Origin of the sequence: Phocaeicola sp. HCN-6420, from assembly GCF_037890145.1 — a bacterium.
Taxonomy (GTDB): domain Bacteria; phylum Bacteroidota; class Bacteroidia; order Bacteroidales; family Bacteroidaceae; genus Phocaeicola.
The window spans coordinates 63,476-83,539 of sequence record NZ_JBBKBJ010000015.1; the positions used below are offsets into that span (position 1 = coordinate 63,476).

The window sequence follows — 20,064 nt, forward strand, 5'->3', positions numbered from 1 at the left end:
TTTAAAAAAACGGACTTATGAGAGACTTTATCAAAGATCCTATAGGAAGTTTTAGGTGGATGAGAATTCTTTCATTCTCATTATTGATGCTCTTATTATATCCCTTGGGCATTCATGCACAGGATATAACTTTGACAGGAGTGGTATCGGATGATACTGGAGAAGGCTTGCTGGGTGTGAGCGTATTGGTAAAAGGTACCGGTAATGGTACGATTACGAATGTTGAAGGAAAGTATTCGTTGAAAGTAAAAAGCAGTGATGTAGTTGTCTTTTCTTTTGTCGGCATGAAGACGAAAGAGTACAAAGTGGCTGGGCGCACGGTCATTAATGTACAGATGAAGGCTGATGCTGAGTTGCTTGATGAAGTAGTTGTCGTTGGTTATGGTACGCAAAAGAAAAGTTCATTGACCAGTGCCGTTTCAGCCATGAAAGGTGAGGAGTTGCTGAAGGCACCATCTACCAATGTATCTCAGTTGCTGGGTGGCCGGTTGCCGGGTATTTCTTCAGTGCAAGAGTCTGGAGAACCGGGCTTGGACCAGGCTTCTTTGAAGATTCGTGGCTCTATTTATAATGTAGCTTACATTGTGGATGGTTTCCCTGTAGACAATATCAATGACCTCGACCCGAACGACATTGAAAGTGTATCTGTTCTGAAGGATGGTGCATCGGCTGCCGTATACGGCCTGAAGGGTGCCGGTGGCGTTATTATCGTAACAACCAAGAAGGGTGAAGTTGGTAAGACAAAGGTTACTTATGATGCTTCTTTTGGTGCTTCTATGAATGCCAACTTCCCGAAATTTATGAATGGTCCCCAGTTTGCATACTATTATAATATGGCAGAGATGATGGATCAGTTGGCCAGTGGTGCTATTACCGACCGTAGTCAGTATGTACCTCATTTCACAAAAAAGAATGTGGAGGCTATGACCAATGGTGATCCAACCGATGGATGGGACAACGTGGACTATATTGATAAAGTATTTGGTACGGGTTTCACTCAGAAGCATAGCGTAACAGTACAAGGTGGTAATGAAAAAATGCATTATTTTACTTCGGTGGGTTACCTGGGTCAGGACGGTAATATCGATAACTTCAATTATCGCCGTTACAATGTACGTACTAACATAGAGTCGGACTTTGCCAAGAATTTCCATTTTACATTAGGTGTAGCCGGTAATGTTGGTCGTCGTCATACGCCGGGCTACGCTTCTGGTGGAACGGATAGCGATTCTTATTTGGGGGAGCAAGGCTGGTTGTCTGTTGCGCGTCAGACAATTCAGATGCATCCTTACTTGCCTGTTCAATATGATGGACTGTACACTGCTGCTTTACAAAACAACACTTCATTGCCCAACAGTCCGTTGGCAGCCATTTATGAGTCAGGAAGTAAAGATACCCGTAGCTTTGACTTACAGTCAAACTTCTCGTTAAGTTACGATGTACCTTGGGTAAAGGGATTGTCGCTGAAGATTAGCGGTTCTTATAATTATGGAACTTCACATAATAAAAATTTGAATACTCCTTATTCTACGATGGTGTACGATAATGTAAGCGGTTGGAGTATGAAGTCCGATCCTCGTGGAACAGACCAAGGTATCAATATCGGTGAAGGTCAATCTACTTATGAACAGTTGGTCGGTCAGGCTAGCATCAATTATATTCATTCATTCGGCAAACATAATGTAGATGCTATGCTCTTGGTAGAAGGTCGTGATTACAAATCCAATAACTTCTCTGCTTATGCGCAGAATCTGCCATTTGCTCAACTCCCAGAATTGGATTATGGTGTTGCAACCAAGAATCCTGTTGCAGGTTCGAGCGATGCTTCGCGTTCTGCCGGTTATGTCTTCCGTTTGAAATACGATTATAGCAACAAGTATTTGGCAGAGTTTACCGGTCGTTACGATGGCTCTTATAAATTCTACGGAATGACAGGGCAGCAGTGGGGTTTCTTCCCGTCGGCTTCTTTAGGCTGGCGTCTGTCGGAGGAAAACTTTATGGAGAATCTTGACTTCATTGATGACTTGAAGATTCGTGCTTCTGTCGGTTTGTTGGGTAATGACTCTGTGAATCCTTATTCTTTCTTGAATCAGTATGTTGCGGGAACCAATGTCCTTATCAACGGAGTCTTGTCACCTGCTTATTATACGAATGTGATCGCTAATCCTAATTTGACTTGGGAGAAAACATTGTCTTGGAATGCAGGTTTCGATTTCACAATGTGGAATGGTATGCTGGGAATGGAATTCGATGCATTCTATAACTATACTTACGATATCCTGACAGCAATGGGTGGTGATTATCCTCCTTCGATGGGTGGCTACTATCAGACCTATGCCAACTATAATAAGATTGATAGTAAAGGTGTAGATATTCTGGTTTCACATCGTAAATCATTCCAGTTAGGTGGTAAGCCCTTTACCTATGGTATAAGTGCCAATATTACTTATGCTAAAACACGTTGGTTACGATACCCTGACAGTCCTAATATCATGGAATGGCGTAAAGTTACTGGTACTCCTTATGGTGCTACGATGGCATGGGTGGCTGAAGGTCTGTTCCGTTCGGAAGAAGAAATTACCAACTCTGCCTGGTATGGAACACGTCCAAATGTAGGCGATATCAAGTATAAGGACTTAAATGGAGATGGAAAAATTTCGGAAGATGATAAAGCTCGTGTAGGTCGCAGCAATCGTCCTGAGCTGACTTATGGTTTGAACTTGAACTGTTCTTGGTATGGCTTCGACTTCAATGCTCAGTTTACGGGTGGTGCTTTGTTTGATGTATCTCTGACCGGAACCTATTACAATGGTTATGATGATAACACAATCTGGACACAGACGTTCAAGGAAGGTTCTAATTCTCCTTTGTATCTGGTGGAAAATGCTTATAGTATCGACAACCCGAATGGTACCTTCCCGCGTATAACTCTGGGTAGCCCGGGACATGGGGGAGATAATGGACTGGCTTCAACATTCTGGCTGCGCGATGGTAAATATATTCGTCTGAAATCAGCTCAGTTCGGCTATACATTCCCGCGTCAATGGATGCAGAAAATTAACATTCAGAATCTCCGCATCTTTGTAGAAGGTTCGAACTTGTTCACCATTAGTGGTCTGCCCGAAGGCATTGATCCGGAATCGCCGGGAGTAAACAATGGTTATTACCCGCAGCAGAGAACAGTGATGGGTGGTATTTCATTAACATTCTAAAAAACGTATAGTCTATGAAAGCAAGAATAATAGGTTTATGTATATTGGGAGCTTCATTCGGATTGAGCTCTTGCAATGATTTCTTGGATATGACTCCGACTAATAGTATTTCGGATAAGATGCTGTGGAGTACCACTACAGATGCTGAATATGCTGTCAATGAGTTATATAAGTACTTTTATAATTTAAGTAATTTTGCTTTGGAAGAATGTGCTGCCGGTATGACCGAAGCTTTGACCGATGAACTGAAGTATGGTTCCTACAATTATAATGCTCTTTGTTTTATTCCCAGTGAGATAGCTTACGGGGGTACGACCTTACAGCCTTCTTATGTAAGTACCTATCTTGGCAATTGGGAAAATCTGTACGAGTATGTGCGTCGTACGAATGAAAACCTTTCCAATCTGCATAAGTATGGTACATTCAGCAGTGCCGATGCTGAACGTTTTGAAGCAGAAATGCGTTTCATCCGTGCTTTCTTGTATTTTGACTTACTCAAGCGTTACAAGGAAGTGATTATTTATAATGAAGACATGACACAGATCGTTCGTGACAAGGCGTTGAGTTCAGAAGAGGCCGGTTGGGACTTTGTGGAAGAAGACTTGAATTATGCTGCCACCCATTTGCCTGATCAAGCAAACGCCAAAGGACGTATAGACAAAGGTGCTGCTTATGCTTTTCTGACCCGCGCAATGCTTTATGCAAAACGTTATGATAAAGTCAAATCAGCAGCAGAAGAAGTGCAGAAACTGGGATATACATTGGAAAGCAATTATGCAGATTCATATTCAAAAACGATACTGAATGGTAATAAGGAAGCCATTTTGCAGTATTGCTTTGACCGGACAATAGGTCATGACTTTGATACTTACTATACTCCCGGTGGTGACTATAAGCTGATTGGTGTAAATAGTGGTGGATATGGTACTCCTACTCAGGAAATGGTGGAATCTTATGAATTGGCTAAAGGTGGTTTCCCTGACTGGTCAACCTGGCATAACACTGAAGGAGTAACTGATACTCCTCCTTATGACAAACTGGAGCCACGTTTTCAGGCTACCATCCTTTATAACGGGGCTACGTGGAAAGGTCGTACCATCGAGACTTTTGTGGATGGTTTAGACGGTTGGTGCCAGTGGAATAAAGATAAAACTCCCGAAGGCAGAAGTACTACAGGTTATTATTTGCGTAAGTTAGTTGATGAGAATCATAATCTTGCTGATATCGATGTGAGTACACAACCTTGGACTGTTATCCGCTACGCTGAAGTTTTGCTGAATTATGCTGAGGCTTGCTATCAAACAGGCGATAACGCTGGGGCTAATGAGGCTATCAGAACGGTACGTACTCGTGTAGGACTTCCTTATTCGGATAAGAGTGGCGATAAGCTTTGGAAAGCCATTGTTCAGGAGCGTAAGGTGGAATTGGCATATGAAGGACAGTGGTATTGGGATTTGCGTCGTTGGAACGTTGCTGCAAAATCATACGAAGAAGGTGGTTTGAACGGTTATCAGGTTCATGGCTTGAAGATTGAGAAACAAGCCAATGGAGATCTGAAGTACACTTATGTATCGTGTGACGACAAAGATCGTAACTTCCCGGAAAAGATGTATCGCCTTCCATTGCCTCAATCAGAGTTGGATAATAATAGTGCTGTTACCCAATATCCGGAGTGGAAATAATAAGGAGGATGGATAACGTCTTGCTTCAAGTGGTAACGGATATCCATTAAATCTAAAAACAATGATTATGAAAAAGATATATTTATTATTATTAGGCTTGTTGTCTATAATGACAGCCTGCCAGGAGCCTGAGTATGTGCTCCCTACAGCAGATCGTCAAGGTATTACGAGTCTTACAGCTATCTTTACTTCAGGTCCTTTTACCGATAAAGAGATTGTAAAGTATGCGATAACAGATGCTTCGGCTGACAAGTATGTAATACCTATTCCGTGGTTCTATCCGGAAGATAGTGAGGATGAGACTACACCGTATATGACGGCCGTTAGAGTAAGGGCTGAGTTAGCTCCTAATTGTACAATTGAACCCAGCCTGACGGTACTGGATCTTACAAAAGATAACTATTTTGTATACACTAATGCTCAGGGTGAGAAGCGTGAGATTTGCATTACGGGCGAACGTACGAAGTCTGACAAATGCGAGCTGCTATCTTTTTCACTGGTTGACCCAGTTGTATCCGGTGTCATTGATAATAGCTCGAATACGATCTCGCTGATTAGTGCGGACGATTTGAACTCTTGTCTGGCTGATATTACTTTGTCGCCTCATGCTACCATTACTCCTGATCCGCGCGTTGAGGCTTTAGATTACAATGATGATGTAACGTTTACAGTAGTAGCTCATAATGGAGTGGACAAGAAAGAATATGTAGTTAGAAAGACCATACCGGAGAAGATTCCATACGGATTCAATGCACCTCTTGAAGAGCTGTTCAATCTGGATGCGACGGCTGGAGCTGGTATTCCTTGGAATGACACCAATGCTCCTACGTTGGGTGTTGTAGGTGGACAGTTGGTTGTCTGCATGGGCGACGGAACGACTCCTCTTTACTTTAATCAGGAAACAGGTAGCAAGGGCGGTACTATTAATTTGGGTTCGGCACAAGCCGGTTGTGTCACAAGTGATGAAGGTGGACATCTGCTTATCTGCAACAAGGTAGACATAGGCGACCAGTGCAATATCTTCATGACTTCTTCTGTAAAGGATGCTCCTCAACTTTTCTACTCGTTCACTAATACCGCAGGATTACCTATGGGTGCTAAGATGAAAGTGATTGGTGATGTAACAAGCAATGCAGTCATTATCCTGACGAATGATGGTGTTAGCGGAGTGACCAACTCGAGTGCCTTTACACGTATTGTAGTGAAGAATGGTGAAATCCAGACTCCTGAAGTTGTCGATATTTCATCCACGGGCTTAGCATGGGGAGCTGCTCCGGTTAATTCGACTTCTGTAGTTCCGGCTTCAACTAATGTTACTGATGGCTATTTCTTGTCATACTACGATGCCAATATTCTGACTTATCTGAATGGTAACAATCAGATAGCCGCACAGTTGGCGAATACCAGTGGCAATAGCTGGGCACAGAACCAGAACTGTCTTGATACTAAGACGTTCAACAATGCTAACTATCTGGCTATGTTGCTTGTCTCTCACTTCCCGCATTGGGGTGTTGGTCCTCAGGTATATTTGTATGATGTCACAAGCAAGGGCTCTTTGGGTAATGATGTCTTTACCTCTCCAGCACTGGTGTTCAAGGCCGATGCTTTGAACTGGTATCAGCAAGGTGACACGAAGACTGCTTCGGGTGACGTGCTGATTGCTCCGGCTACCAACGGCTTCAAGATTTACGTTTATTACTATGACAATAATAGTGCTACTATCGGTGGTTTCTCTGCTGATTGTATTCAGAAATAATTGAGTTAATTAAGAATATCCAGGAGTCTTGGAGAACTGAGTCTCCTGGATTTTTACAAAATGAACCATTGGAAAATAATTATTTGCGATGAAGTTTTTTAGATATTCTAATACCATTGCGGTTTTGTGTTGTATGTTCTTGTTAGGAGCTTGCAAAGACAGCAATGACGGTATACCTGGTTGGCCTTGGGAAGAAGATACGGATGAGCCTGAGCAGCAGGTTGAGGTTAAGCCTCGTTTTGTTTGGATTGATGCAGCTGCTAATTTTCCCGACTATGCCAATAGCAAAGAAAATATAGAGCGCGATTTAACTAAAGCTAAAGAAGCCGGTTTTACTGATGTTGTGGTGGATGTACGTCCTACTATGGGTGATGTACTGTTTCAGACATCAGCTGTAGAACAGGTGAAGAAGCTGGACTATTGGAGTGATAATGGTTATGCTTATTTTGAGCGTACGGCAACGTGGGATTATCTGCAAGCCTTTATTGATGCCGGTCATAAATTGGGACTGAAAGTCAATGCCTCTATCAATACTTTTGTAGGTGGTAACCTTTATCCTTATGGCTTGGGAGAACAAGGATTGCTCTTTAGAGATCCTTCCAAGAAAGAATGGGCTACCACGCTTAATCTGGAAGGGGGACTTACCAATGCCATGGATATGACGGCAGCAAACGATCCCGACAATGTATATGGTACAAAATTCCTGAATCCTGCCAATGATGAAGTTCAACAGTTTGTTCTTCAGTTGTTGGGTGACTTGGCTAAGTATGATATAGATGGTATTTTCTTGGATCGTTGTCGCTATAATGATTTTGCTTCTGATTTTTCGACTATTTCCAAACAAAAGTTTGAAGAATATATTGGTGAGACAGTCGAAAACTTTCCCGAAGATATTATTCAGCCAGGGAGTAGTTATTATCCGTTACCTTCTCCGCAGCCTAAGTACATGAAGCAGTGGTTGGAATTCCGAGCTAAAGTTATTCATGATTTTATAGCCAAGGCGCGCGATAAAGTGAAATCAGTTAATCCTGATTTACGCTTTGGTGTATATGTGGGTGCTTGGTATTCTACTTACTATGAGGTAGGTGTCAACTGGGCCAGTCCTAAGTACGACACTTCTGCCGAATATCCTAATTGGGCAACAGCCAGATACAAAGATTATGGCTATGCCGATATGCTCGACTTTATGTTGCTTGGCGCCTATGCTTCTGCTGATGAGATATATGGGAGCGGAGAGTGGAATATGCAAGGTTTTTGTACAAATGCCAAAAAGCTGTTGATGGGCGATGTCAAGTTTGCCGGTGGACCGGATATAGGTAATAGTACAGGTTGGACAGAAGGCGGTCAGGGAGATAAGATTCCGCAGACTATAGATGCCTGCATCAATGTGGCCGATGGCTATTTTGTCTTTGATATGGTACATATTAAAATGTACGATTACTGGAACGACTTCAAGAAGGGATTCGACGATTATTTGAGTTCTGTACAGCAATAGATTGATTTATTTTAAAACTGGAACATCCTCCTATTAATAAAAAGAAGCTGTCTCTTGCATTTACATTAGTTGAAAGAGCAGCTTCTTTTATAATAATATTATGAAGATTTCAATACTTGTTTTATTCTTTTTCTGTTTGTTGCTTCCTTTCAATACAAGAGCTTCTAAACAATTGATTGAGGCTACTTTTATTCAACCTTATCTGGTGGAGCAATGGAATGATACCCGCTGGAAGCAGGAATTCAAGGTACTCAAGTCTGCTGGTATGGAATATGTTATTTTCATGCATACGGTTCATACGGACCAAAAAGGGAACACTACGGCGGTTTATCCTTCTACTATACCGGGTGTATTGGGTAACAAGAACGATTTACTTGAAAACTGCCTGCGCAATGCTCGTAGGGCGGGATTTAAAGTATTCGTAGGACTAAATTTCAATGAGGCATGGTGGAAAGTTGATTTTACTCCACAATGGCTTATGCAGCAGATGGAGCTTGGAAATAAAGTAGCAGAGGAGTTAATCGGACGTTATAAGTCTCGTTACAAGGAGACTATGTGTGGCTGGTATTGGACTTGGGAGGTAGATAATTCATACTGTAAGACACCAATGTATCGAGAGTTCCTCGTTAAGGCACTGAATATTAATTTGGATTATCTACATCAGCAAACCAATAATATGCCATTCTTATTGTCTCCCTTCATGAATAGTAGAAATGGAACTCCGATCCAATGTGCCGAGATGTGGAAGTATGTGTTGAACAATGCTCATTTCCAGAATGGGGATATTTTTGCCCCGCAAGACTGTATCGGTTCAGGTTTCCTCAATTTAGGTGAAGTGGCTGACTGGTTTTCAGCTTTGTCTGTTGTTATTCCGAAGACTCCTCACATCCGTTTTGTAGCCAATGTGGAAATGTTTGATCAGCGTTTTTGGACGTCGGCAACATTAGACAGAATTCAAAGGCAGATTGACTTGCTTACTCCATATGTTTCTGGGTTCATTTGCTTTTCTTATTCCCACTATTACAGTCCTTGGTTATGCCATCCGGCTTTCCATAAATCCTATATTTATTATGTTAGAAAAGGTCACTTGCCTCATCTTGCTACACCTTTGCCTGTGGTTGGACTAACTTATATGCAGGATGAAAAGCAGGACGTATTTTTGTCATGGAGGGGCAGATACAAGTCGCAGGCTGTAGGTTACCATATATATAAGGATGGGCAATTAGTAGGCGATGTTCAGCGTACGACAAATGAGGTAGAACCATTCGGTATGTTTACCGTCAAAGGGCCTGGTACATATGAAGTGGCTGCTTACAACGTGTGTGGAACCGAGTCGGGTAGGGACCAAGTACTCGTTCCTGATTATTTGTTTGAACAACGAGCCTGTGAGTAGATTACTTGTCAGGGGAAATGCATACAGTCAGACACTGGAATGAGAGTGAAATATTTCTAAATGAATTTGTAAAAAGAAAATGAAGTTATGAAAAGATTGCTTAGTTTGTTTTGCTTGTTGCTGTTTTGGTCAGCTCTCTATGCCAAAGTGACACTCCCTTCTATTTGGGGTGACGGTATGGTGCTGCAACAGCAGTCAAAAGTTGTTTTCACAGGTCGGTCGACTACCGGTAAGAAAGTATATGCTATGGCTTCGTGGAACAATAAAAAAGTTTACGCCGACCGTCGGGAAGGGCAGCTGTGGACGCTGACGCTGGAAACTCCGGTTTATGGTGGTCCTTATACCATTACGTTCAGCGACGGTGATAAATTGGTCTTAAAGAATATTCTGATTGGTGAAGTTTGGTTCTGTTCCGGTCAGTCCAATATGGAGATGCCGGTCAAAGGCTTTCGAGGTCAGCCAGTCTATGGTTCTCAGCCTTGCATTGTATCGGCTAATTCCAAGCGCCCATTGAGGCTCTACACGGTGAAGAATGCTTGGAGCACTATTCCGAAGACAGAAGGTATTGATGGATATTGGACCGAACTTTCACCTAAAGAGGTAGCCAATTTCAGTGCTACTGCGTATTTTTTCGGTGATTTACTCCAGCGTACGCTGGATGTACCTGTAGGTTTGATACATTGTGCATGGAGCGCTTCAAAGATAGAGGCTTGGATGAGCCGTGAAACGTTGGAGCCGTTTACGGAAGTAGAGTTACCTGATGTGAAGGCTACAGAATTCGGTTGGCCGGCTGGTACACCTACTTTATTGTGGAATGCTATGGTCAATCCTTGGAAAGGTTTCCCTGTAAAAGGAGTTATCTGGTATCAGGGAGAGGCAAACAGTGCGGATCCGGTTCTTTACAAGAAACTTTTTCCAGCTATGGTGGCCGAGTGGCGTACTTTTTTTCAGTCACCCGAGATGCCATTCTATTACGTTCAGATAGCCCCCTGGGAATCGGAAGGCTGCGATAAGTTCGACTGGGCTCTCTTCAGACAGTGTCAACTTGAATTGATGCATGATGTGCCAGGCACAGGCATGGTGATTACCACAGATGCTGGCAGTGAGAAATTTATTCATCCACCTTATAAGATAAAAGTTGGCGAACGTCTGGCTTATTGGGCACTGGCACGTACTTATGGTTTGGAAGGTTTTATGTATTCAGGACCCATCTATCGGCAATGTCAGATGAACGGTCAGCACGTTGAGGTGGATTTTGAATTTGGTGAGGATGGCCTTGGACCTGAAAACCAATTGGTAGAAGGCTTTGAACTAGTCGACAAAGCAGGTAATATATATCCTGCCAAGGCTGAAATTATCGGTGGCAGTTCAAAGGTCAAAGTATGGAACGATTCAGTTCCGAATCCGGTAGAAGTACGCTATTGCTTTCGCAATTACAAGGTAGGGACCTTGCAGAATAATGCTGGACTTCCGGCTGCTCCTTTTAGAGCGGTGATAAAATAGAAAAATATTAACTAATAAAACATGTAGGTACCAATGAAAAAATTAAGTTTGAAAAAATCTCTTTTACTACTTGCCTCAGGAATGCTTGTATTGTCATCTTGCGGTGGAACTAAGAAAATGGTTAAGATAGAAGAGACTCCAGCCAAGCCAGCACTGATGTGGTTTGATGCCGAAGCCAACTTCGGTCGTTTTAATCAGAAAGACTCCATTGACTATTATTTGCAGAAGATAAAGTCGCTTGGATTCACACATGCCATTGTCGACGTACGTCCGATTACTGGTGAAGTACTCTATGACAGTAAGTATGCTCCGCGCATGGAAGAGTGGAAAGGGGCCAAGCGTGGAGACTTTGATTATTTGGGCTATTTTATTCAAGAAGGACATAAATTGGGATTGCAGGTACATGCATCATTGAATGTGTTCTGTGCCGGTCACAATTATTTTGATCGTGGCTTGGTCTATACTGGTCATCCAGAATGGGCATCTATGGTTTACGATCCAGAGAAAGGGATTATCTCTATCATGGAGGAAAAACATAAGTATGGTGCCATGATTAATCCGCTCAACGAGGAATATCGTAAACATATCATCAATGTGCTGAAAGAGTTGGTTGGCAAATATCCCGATTTGGACGGACTGATGCTCGACCGTGTACGCTACGATGGTATCAGTGCCGACTTTTCACCGCTTTCGCGCAGTAAGTTTGAGGAATATATTGGCGCTAAGGTGGAGAATTTTCCACAAGATATCCTGACCTGGGAAAAAACGGCTGACGGAAAGTTTGTTCCTAAATTTGGAAAGTTGGCTTTGAAGTGGTTTGAGTGGCGTACGAAGACGATTACTGACTTTGTGGCTTTGGCCCGCAAGGAAGTGAAGGCTGTGAATCCCAATATATCGTTTGGCACATATACAGGTGCTTGGTATCCATCTTACTATGAAGTAGGTGTGAATTTTGCCAGCAAGGACTATGATCCCAGCAAGGATTTCGACTGGGCAACTCCTGAGTATAAGAACTATGGTTATGCCGAATTGATAGACTTGTATGCTACGGGAAATTATTACACGGACATTACGATAGAAGAATATCTGAAGAACGGTCATAGCGTTTGGAACGAAACAGATAGTCAGGCCCAGTCGGGCACATGGTATTGTGTGGAAGGTTCGTGTCAGCATCTGCGCACTATATTGAAAAACAATAAGTTTATGGGTGGAGTCTTAGTTGATCAATTCTATAACAATCCAGCTAAGCTATCGAAAGCAATAGCCATGAACCTGAAGTTTTCCGACGGTCTGATGGTGTTCGACATTGTACATATCATCAATAAGAATCTTTGGAAAGAGGTGGAAGAAGGCATGAGAGAAGGAGGGGCCTGCCGATGAAAGGACTATAAAATAAGGATGTAAATTAGACGGTGTGAGTAAAGAGATTAACTTTGCCCACACCGTCTAATTTACATCCTTAACACGTCCAACTTTTTAGAAGCACTTTACTTTTATTCCTATTTACACAAAATATTTTATGTGCCACAAAATCGTTGGTACAATAAAGCATATAGTTGCGTAAATTTATTTGTTTTTTCTATATCTATGCCTAAATTTAGCATAAGTGTTTATGCAATTTTGTGGCATAATATAAATTTAAAATCAGGTATTTATGGCAGCAAACAAATTTGGTCGGTATGTATGGCTAGTAGATTTAATCAGATGCCATCCATATATCACATTCAAGGAAATAAGTGACAAATGGGAAGACTGTGGATTGGGTGATGGCAAACCATTACCATGGAAAACATTCATGAATCATAAAGATGCTGTACAGACAATCTTTGATATAATCATATCATGCGATGCCAAACGTGGATATGGATACTATATAGAAGATGCTGATTTATTAGAAGGGAATTCCTTTCGTTCATGGCTGATAGATTCGTATGCTACACTGAACCAGCTTCAGGCAGACAAAAAGTTGGAGAAACGCATCTCATTCGAGAAGATTCCTTCAGGAAGTAAATATTTACAGATAATACTTCAGGCGATGCGTCAGAATTGTGTAGTGGAGATAACCCACCAGGGTTTTGGCAGGTCTCATGCAAGCACGTTTCAGGTAGAACCTTATCATCTTAAGGTCTATAACCGCCGTTGGTATCTGATAGGCAGATCTGTCTATTTAGATGATATAAGGACATACGCTCTTGACAGAATTCTCAATGTTAAAGTTACGGATACAACATTTAAGCTTCCTGATTCATTTGATATAAATGAATATTTTGAAGGATGCGTAGGCATTATAGCTGACAGAGACACTGATATAGAACGTGTAGTAATTAAGGCATACGGATGGGCAAGGAAATATCTGGCTACTTTACCTATACATGATTCTCAGTATGAAATTGCATCAGATGATGAATCTACTACATTCGAAATGACCGTCCGGCCCACTTATGATTTTCTTCAGGCATTGCTACAACAGACAGACCAGATAGAAGTTATCGAGCCACAATGGGTAAAGGATGAAATATGCAGGTTTGCAGAGAATATATTGTCTTACTATAAAAAATTAAATAATGACTGATAAATCAGAGATTAATTTCATAGCAATAGACTTTGAAACGGCTACTTCCAAACGTGCTTCAATATGTGAGGTGGGAATCTGTGTTGTACGACACGGAGAAATAGTAGAGACCCGTTCATGGCTGGTCCGTCCTGAAGACAACCGTTATCAGTATTGGAACATAAAAATACACGGTATCCGTCCACAGGATACAGAAGATGCTCCTGATTTCCGTCAGGTATGGGAAGATATAGAACGGACTTATCTGTATGAGTTCGATACTTTTGTAGCACATAACGTACCTTTTGACAGAAGCTGCTTGCAGCATTCTGCTGAACTCTACCGAATTCATCTTCCTGAACTGAATTGGATATGCTCTTTGCAGATGGCTCGGAAGATTTACTCCTTTGGATGTAATTCTTTGGATTATCTTTGTGAACAGCTGGGTATAGAGCAAGGGACGCACCATCGTGCCGGTGATGATGCGGAGATGTGTGCAAGGTTGTATTTGAGGGAGTTAGAAGTAAATAATGAAGATTTATAAATATTTAAAATATATGAGTGAGTTAAAGAAAAGAACATTTGATTGTATAAATGCAGATATAGATAAGGATAGTAACGTATGTCAAGAAAGTGTTACGTTTATTATACCATATCTGCAACGTGCATACAAGTGGAAAGAAAAGCAAGCAAAACAAATGCTTGAAGATTTTTCAGAATTTCTAAAACAAGAGAAAACTTATTATTGTATGCAACCTTTGGCTGTTGTGAGAAAAGGAGATAATAAGTATGAACTTCTGGACGGCCAGCAACGGCTGACAACTCTTTTGATTCTTTGGAGGATATTATTTGAAGATGATAAGGAGAATACTTCCTATCCATATAAATTTGAATATGAAAGAGATGATTCTGAATCGGATACACTTATAAATAGATACTCTTTTATTACAGAGTCAGATGAAATCAAAAAAGGGGAACACAGAAACATTGACAAGTATTATATGTCAAAAGTGTATGGAGCCATAAAACAATATTTCGATAATCCATTCGATAATCCAGAGGAAAAGGAAAAGAAAAAGAATGCTTTTAAGAAACTTCTAAAAGGAGATGGTAAACATATTTTGTTTTTATGGTATGAAGTTAATGAGGAAGAAAAGCATACCACATTTGCTCATCTCAATAGTGGTAAGATAGAATTGACATGCTCTGAACTGATAAAGGCTGTTTTACTATCAGACGGCAACAAGGAATCGTTGGACAATAATGGATTACCAGACAAATCATTGGTGGCTGCCCAGTATGCTGAAATGGAAGAAGCCTTTAATGATGACAGATTATGGTACATGGTCCAAACCGACGAACCGTTATATAATGGTTCAAGGATGGATTTATTATTCAACATGGTACTTAATATTAATCGGAAAGCTTATGAAGCTGACCCAAAAGCTGCTTTTTACAAGGTGTATGCTGGAAGGGCTGATCTTTCAAAGTTCTGGAAAGATTGCAGAACATGTTTTGTACGTATAATGGATTTATATAAGAATCCTTATACTTACCATTATATGGGGTATCTTACCTATACAGAAGGTAATAACAAGATTGATGATTGGGTAAAAGCATACAAAGAGTCAGGTCTGAAAGGATGTATAGAACAATTGAAGAGTAAAGTCAGGGAAAGTATTTCTGGTTTGGGTGATTTTGAAAAAATCACTTATAGTGATACAAGTAAGGCTACTCTAAGGAAAATATTTATACTTCATAATATTCAGACCATTTTAATTCATTATGAAGCCATTAAAAAAGCCAATCTCGGATTAAGATTCTCTTATGAACGGTTCCCTTTCGAATTGCTCTATTCGCAAAGATGGGATATTGAGCATATCGCATCACAGACAGAAAATCCACTCACTAAACAAAAGGATTTTGAGGATTGGATTGCTTCGGTTAAGGCAGATTATCCGGAAATTTTTGCCCAAAGGCCAGAACTGAATAATGAAATTGATCTCTTTGAAAAAGACTATAAGATCGAGAAATTCAAACAGATTTATAATGAAATTGTAGGCAGTGCTGAAAAGAATTCTCCTCAAAATAAAGATGGCTTGGGAAATCTTGTTTTATTGGATAGCCATACAAACCGAAGCTACCATAATTCTCTTTATAAGAGAAAGAGAAAGATTATTCTTGCTGCATCAAATATAGATAATCAGAATAATGAGTATCAAGTGACATATATACCTCGGTGTACATTGAATGTCTTTCTAAAAACATATAATACTGGTATGGATGTAAATCTTGTAGAATGGACTCAGGATGATTATAATAAATATTTAGGTGATATTAAAGAAAAACTGGAACAAATATGAATAATTTTAAAAATATAGTGATACCCAGCCTGCAAAGGGATTATGTACAAGGTAATCAGTATGATAAAATAGAGCCTTTTATTGAATATTTATTGGATGGACTCAATAGTGATAATGGTATCGATCTAAATTATATCTATGGTATAGAAAATGATGAAGGAAAAACGTTTTATCCAATTGATGGGCAGCAAAGATTGACTACACTGTGGTTGTTACGTATGTATCTTACATCCAAAGCTAATATTAATAACCCAACGGATAAAAAAGTTCTAGAGCAAAAGCTGATTTATCAGACACGGGAATATGCACATGACTTTTGTATGGAAATGTCAGAACATATAAATGAGCTTTTTACTACACAATGTAAACTAGTAAAAATTGAAGAACAAAACTGGTTTATTGATGCATGGCGTCATGACACCACGGTGCGTGGTTGTATCTCAACGTTAGAAACAATTGATAGGAAGTTTGGTAGCAATGATGCAGTAAAAATGCTTGAAGGGTTTGATGAAAAGTTCCATTACACGATAGAATCGCTTCGTGCAGATGATGTCAATGGCGATATTTATATCAAAATGAATGGTAGAGGTGTTCCGTTGACAGAATATGAAAACCTCAAATCCTGGTTGGATAAGAAAGTGGAAGATTTATTTGGAAAAGACAATCCATGTTTTGTAAGCAAGTGGAGAGAAAACATGGATAATGAATGGACAGATATGGTCTGGAAGAATCTTTATGACAGTCAAAATCTAATAGACAATTATCAACTGAGGTTATTGTACACTTTGACTTTTTTATATTGGAGAAAACAGAATTTGGCTGGTTCTATTGAGGATTCCGATTCCAATCTCGAAGACTTATCTATTAGTTTAGGCATAAAAAATTATGATAATAAGGATATTCTTAAAGGAGAAATCGCGGATAAGATATTACATAAGATTATCAAAAGGGAGAATTTCGGACTTTCATTATATGTTCTTGACCGATTACCTCTTTTTAATAAAGATGCTTTGAGATTTATCGGGGAAAGCTATAAAAAATTATGTTCACTTTGGAACGATTTAAATAATTTAAAGATAAAAAGCCAAAATGAAATTGATAGGAAACTTTATTTTTGGAAAGCTAATGAAAAAACGACACTTTTTTTTCAGATGTTTTTGGGTGAAGCTTTGGAGTCTATTCCTTATGGTAAGTTGGCTTTGTGTTATTCCGTAATTGCTTGTCCCTACAAATCTTTCGAAGATTTTTATGAATGGATGTATCGTATGAGAAACTTGATTATCAATCAAGATATACATAATGGGAATATAGATTCTGTTATGGAATCAATTGATAAGATGTCTGATTATTTATCTGGAGATTTGGCTGTAGGTTTTGATATAATATTCAGGAGTGACCAATATGAAGATGCACTTAAAGCTTTTACCAAACAACAGCGTGATGAAGAAAAACATAAGATAAGCATTAAAGATAATGAATTGCAGAGATTTATAAGAAGATTGGAGAATCATCCGTTCTTTGTAGGACAAATAAAGTTTATGTTTGATTTTTGTGGTACAGAACCAGAATCAGACTCAGAGGAATTAAGTTATAAAATTAAATTTATCCGCTATGCAGAGGTGATGAAATGTCTGTTTGATGAAAATGGATTTGCCAAAAGTTATGATCATTGGCGCTTACGCAGGGCTTTATTAGGATGCTCTACTCACTATGGATTTGGATATGAAAGAAGCTCTAATTGGAATTTTTTGAGTAGTAGATCTGATAAGAAGAGATTTATATCTGACAGTGAATGTAAATCGCATGAGGAGCAACCCCATAATAAATGTTTGGAATCAGTTGTTGAGGTAATAGCAGATAAAGTATTCGATAATTCTGATTCTGAATCAAAAATTCAAGACATTGATATAAATGATATATTGAATGAGATAGCGGATGATAAATTCAGGTCAGATTCCAAGCCTATAACAGACTGGAGAAAATATTTTTATGATAAATATATATGGGATTATATAGAACAGCAGAATGTTCGATGGAATAATGATTATGATATTTATTTAATGAAAAAGATACGATGGAACGGCGAGCATGTTGATATACGTGTTTATCATTTATATAATAAACTAAAGAATCTACAGGGGGTTGAAAATGGATGTTGGAAGGATTGGAAATATGATATTTGGTCATACGAAGAGAGTTGTGTTTATCTTGAAAAGAAGTTTAATGATAAACCTTTAGTGATTGATATAAAACATGATAATGGAACTGATAATTGTTTTAAGTTTAATGTTTTTGTGAGGGATGACAAGGAGAAAACAAAAAAACTGACTGAATTTACAAATGAATTGCCAGGTGAATTATCTAATGATAAATATGTTATCCGAGATAGTATTACTTTTGAAGAAATTAAAGATAAAATAAAAACTGTAATAGAAGTGCTAGAAGCCAATAAATCTTACTTGTTTTAACGAGACCGTAATTCAAACTGTGTCAATCCCTAACAAGCCTGATAGCCTCAAATTTTACTTTCGGATAAATATCTGAAGATCAGATATGTTTAAAGCAATGTTGAGCTAAACGAATGACAAGCTAAAGAGTGAGGATGTAAATTAAACTGTGTCAGCAAAGAGTAAAATAAAACATTAACTTTGCTAACACAGTTTTTTTATGAAAGAAGAATTTGATTTTGAAAGTATCAAGAACAAGGCTATTGAACAGTTAAAAGCGGGCAAGCCCTTGTTAGGTAAGGACGGTGCTTTTGCCCCTTTATTGGAAAGTATCCTGAATGCAGCTTTGGAAGGTGAGATGGATGCACATCTTACAGAAGAAGAACGTCAGACAGGTAACCGTCGTAACGGGAAAATGCAGAAACAGGTCCAGACTCCATTGGGCGAGGTAACCGTATCTACTCCTCGTGACCGTAATTCAAGTTTTGATCCACAATTTATTAAAAAGCGTGAGACCATTCTGGCAGAAGGTGTTACAGACCGTATAATCGGCCTGTATGCTCTTGGTAATAGCACACGCGAAATCAGTGACTGGATGGAAGAGAATCTTGGTAACCGTGTCTCGGCTGATACAATCAGCGCCATTACAGACCGTGTACTTCCGGAAATAAAGGCATGGAAATCACGCATGCTTGATTCTGTCTATCCCATAGTCTGGATGGATGCCATCCATTACAAGGTAACGGATGAACGTGGTTGTGCTGTTACACGTGCAATCTATAATGTGCTGGGTATAGACAAGGAAGGACATAAGGAGCTGCTCGGAATGTATATATCAAGGAATGAGGAAGCAAATTTCTGGCTCAGTGTGCTGACAGACCTTCAGAACCGTGGAGTTGAAGATATCCTTATTGCCTGTATAGACGGTTTGAAAGGCTTTCCTGACGCCATCCAAAGCGTTTATCCCAATACAGCTGTACAGCTTTGTGTCGTACATCAGATACGTAATTCCATCAAGTATGTTGGCTCCAAAAATCAAAAGGAGTTTCTGAAGGATTTGAAATGTGTCTATCAGGCTGTAAATAAAGAATCCGCAGAGAATGAACTCCTCAAGCTGGAAGAGAAATGGGGAGAACAGTATCCTATCGTCATCAGGTCATGGCAGGACAACTGGGATAAACTCTCCGAATACTTCCAGTACACTCCGGCTATCCGTAAGCTTATATATACTACAAATACCGTTGAAGGATATCACCGCCAGATCCGTAAGGTAACAAAAAACAAGGGCGTGTTCCCGTCGGATACGGCCCTTGAAAAACTGGTTTATCTCGCATACCGCAACATACGGAAGAAGTGGACCATGCCACTTGCCAATTGGGCTACAATCTCACAACAACTCGCCATAAAGTTTGGAGACCGGTTTAAATTATTGTAATTTTACGCTCGTCGGGACGGGTGGTTCCGCCTCTGGCGCTGGCCGTTCCCCGACCGATGAGTTTTCTGGAGAGAAATAATGCATGACACAGTTTATTTTACACTACCTAAAGATTTGATACAGTTCTATTTACGTACCCGTTTTACAGAAGGGTCGGGATACCTGTGAAGGTCTCCCGACTTTGTTGATTACCATATTGGAGATTCTATTTACATAGCTGGTTATTT

The 20,064-nt window shown here is 39.9% G+C and carries 12 protein-coding genes; all 12 read left to right on the forward strand.

Going from position 1 to position 20,064, the window contains the following annotated elements; all coding sequences use genetic code 11:
- Nucleotides 1–17 precede the first annotated feature (17 nt).
- The 12 genes from WKT12_RS10185 to WKT12_RS10240 all read left to right on the forward strand — a co-directional run bounded on the left by WKT12_RS10185 (nt 18) and on the right by WKT12_RS10240 (nt 19,837).
- Nucleotides 18–3,212, forward strand: coding sequence for a SusC/RagA family TonB-linked outer membrane protein (locus WKT12_RS10185; protein ID WP_445323134.1), 3,195 nt, complete (start codon nt 18–20; stop codon nt 3,210–3,212).
- 14 nt (nt 3,213–3,226) lie between these two features.
- Entirely contained in the window at nt 3,227–4,894 is a 1,668-nt protein-coding gene (locus WKT12_RS10190; protein ID WP_340319625.1) for a RagB/SusD family nutrient uptake outer membrane protein, read from the forward strand.
- Nucleotides 4,895–4,961: 67 nt separating this feature from the next.
- Nucleotides 4,962–6,650, forward strand: a complete 1,689-nt coding sequence (locus WKT12_RS10195) for a DUF5018 domain-containing protein (RefSeq protein WP_340319626.1) — start codon at nt 4,962–4,964, stop codon at nt 6,648–6,650.
- Nucleotides 6,651–6,738: 88 nt separating this feature from the next.
- Nucleotides 6,739–8,145: an alpha amylase family protein gene (locus tag WKT12_RS10200; RefSeq protein ID WP_340319627.1), complete on the forward strand. Its 1,407-nt coding sequence runs from the start codon at nt 6,739–6,741 to the stop codon at nt 8,143–8,145.
- Nucleotides 8,146–8,245: 100 nt separating this feature from the next.
- Nucleotides 8,246–9,538, forward strand: coding sequence for a DUF4434 domain-containing protein (locus WKT12_RS10205; RefSeq protein WP_340319628.1), 1,293 nt, complete (start codon nt 8,246–8,248; stop codon nt 9,536–9,538).
- An 87-nt stretch (nt 9,539–9,625) separates the two neighbouring features.
- Complete coding sequence (locus WKT12_RS10210) at nt 9,626–11,041, forward strand: sialate O-acetylesterase (RefSeq protein WP_445323135.1); 1,416 nt, start codon at nt 9,626–9,628, stop codon at nt 11,039–11,041.
- Between the two features lie 81 nt (nt 11,042–11,122).
- Nucleotides 11,123–12,421 (forward strand): alpha amylase family protein, encoded by a 1,299-nt coding sequence (locus WKT12_RS10215; RefSeq protein WP_445323136.1) that lies wholly within the window; start codon nt 11,123–11,125, stop codon nt 12,419–12,421.
- Between the two features lie 274 nt (nt 12,422–12,695).
- Nucleotides 12,696–13,613 (forward strand): helix-turn-helix transcriptional regulator, encoded by a 918-nt coding sequence (locus tag WKT12_RS10220; RefSeq protein ID WP_340319629.1) that lies wholly within the window; start codon nt 12,696–12,698, stop codon nt 13,611–13,613.
- Complete coding sequence (locus WKT12_RS10225) at nt 13,606–14,136, forward strand: 3'-5' exonuclease (protein WP_340319630.1); 531 nt, start codon at nt 13,606–13,608, stop codon at nt 14,134–14,136. The genes WKT12_RS10220 and WKT12_RS10225 overlap by 8 nt, the downstream gene beginning before the upstream one ends.
- Nucleotides 14,137–14,149: 13 nt before the next feature.
- Nucleotides 14,150–15,955 carry a DUF262 domain-containing protein gene (locus WKT12_RS10230; RefSeq protein ID WP_340319632.1) on the forward strand — a complete coding sequence of 602 codons (1,806 nt, stop codon included), beginning with the start codon at nt 14,150–14,152 and terminating at the stop codon, nt 15,953–15,955.
- Nucleotides 15,952–18,423 (forward strand): DUF262 domain-containing protein, encoded by a 2,472-nt coding sequence (locus tag WKT12_RS10235; protein ID WP_340319633.1) that lies wholly within the window; start codon nt 15,952–15,954, stop codon nt 18,421–18,423. The genes WKT12_RS10230 and WKT12_RS10235 overlap by 4 nt, the downstream gene beginning before the upstream one ends.
- Nucleotides 18,424–18,622: 199 nt before the next feature.
- Nucleotides 18,623–19,837 (forward strand): IS256 family transposase, encoded by a 1,215-nt coding sequence (locus WKT12_RS10240; RefSeq protein ID WP_340319634.1) that lies wholly within the window; start codon nt 18,623–18,625, stop codon nt 19,835–19,837.
- Nucleotides 19,838–20,064: the final 227 nt, after the last annotated feature.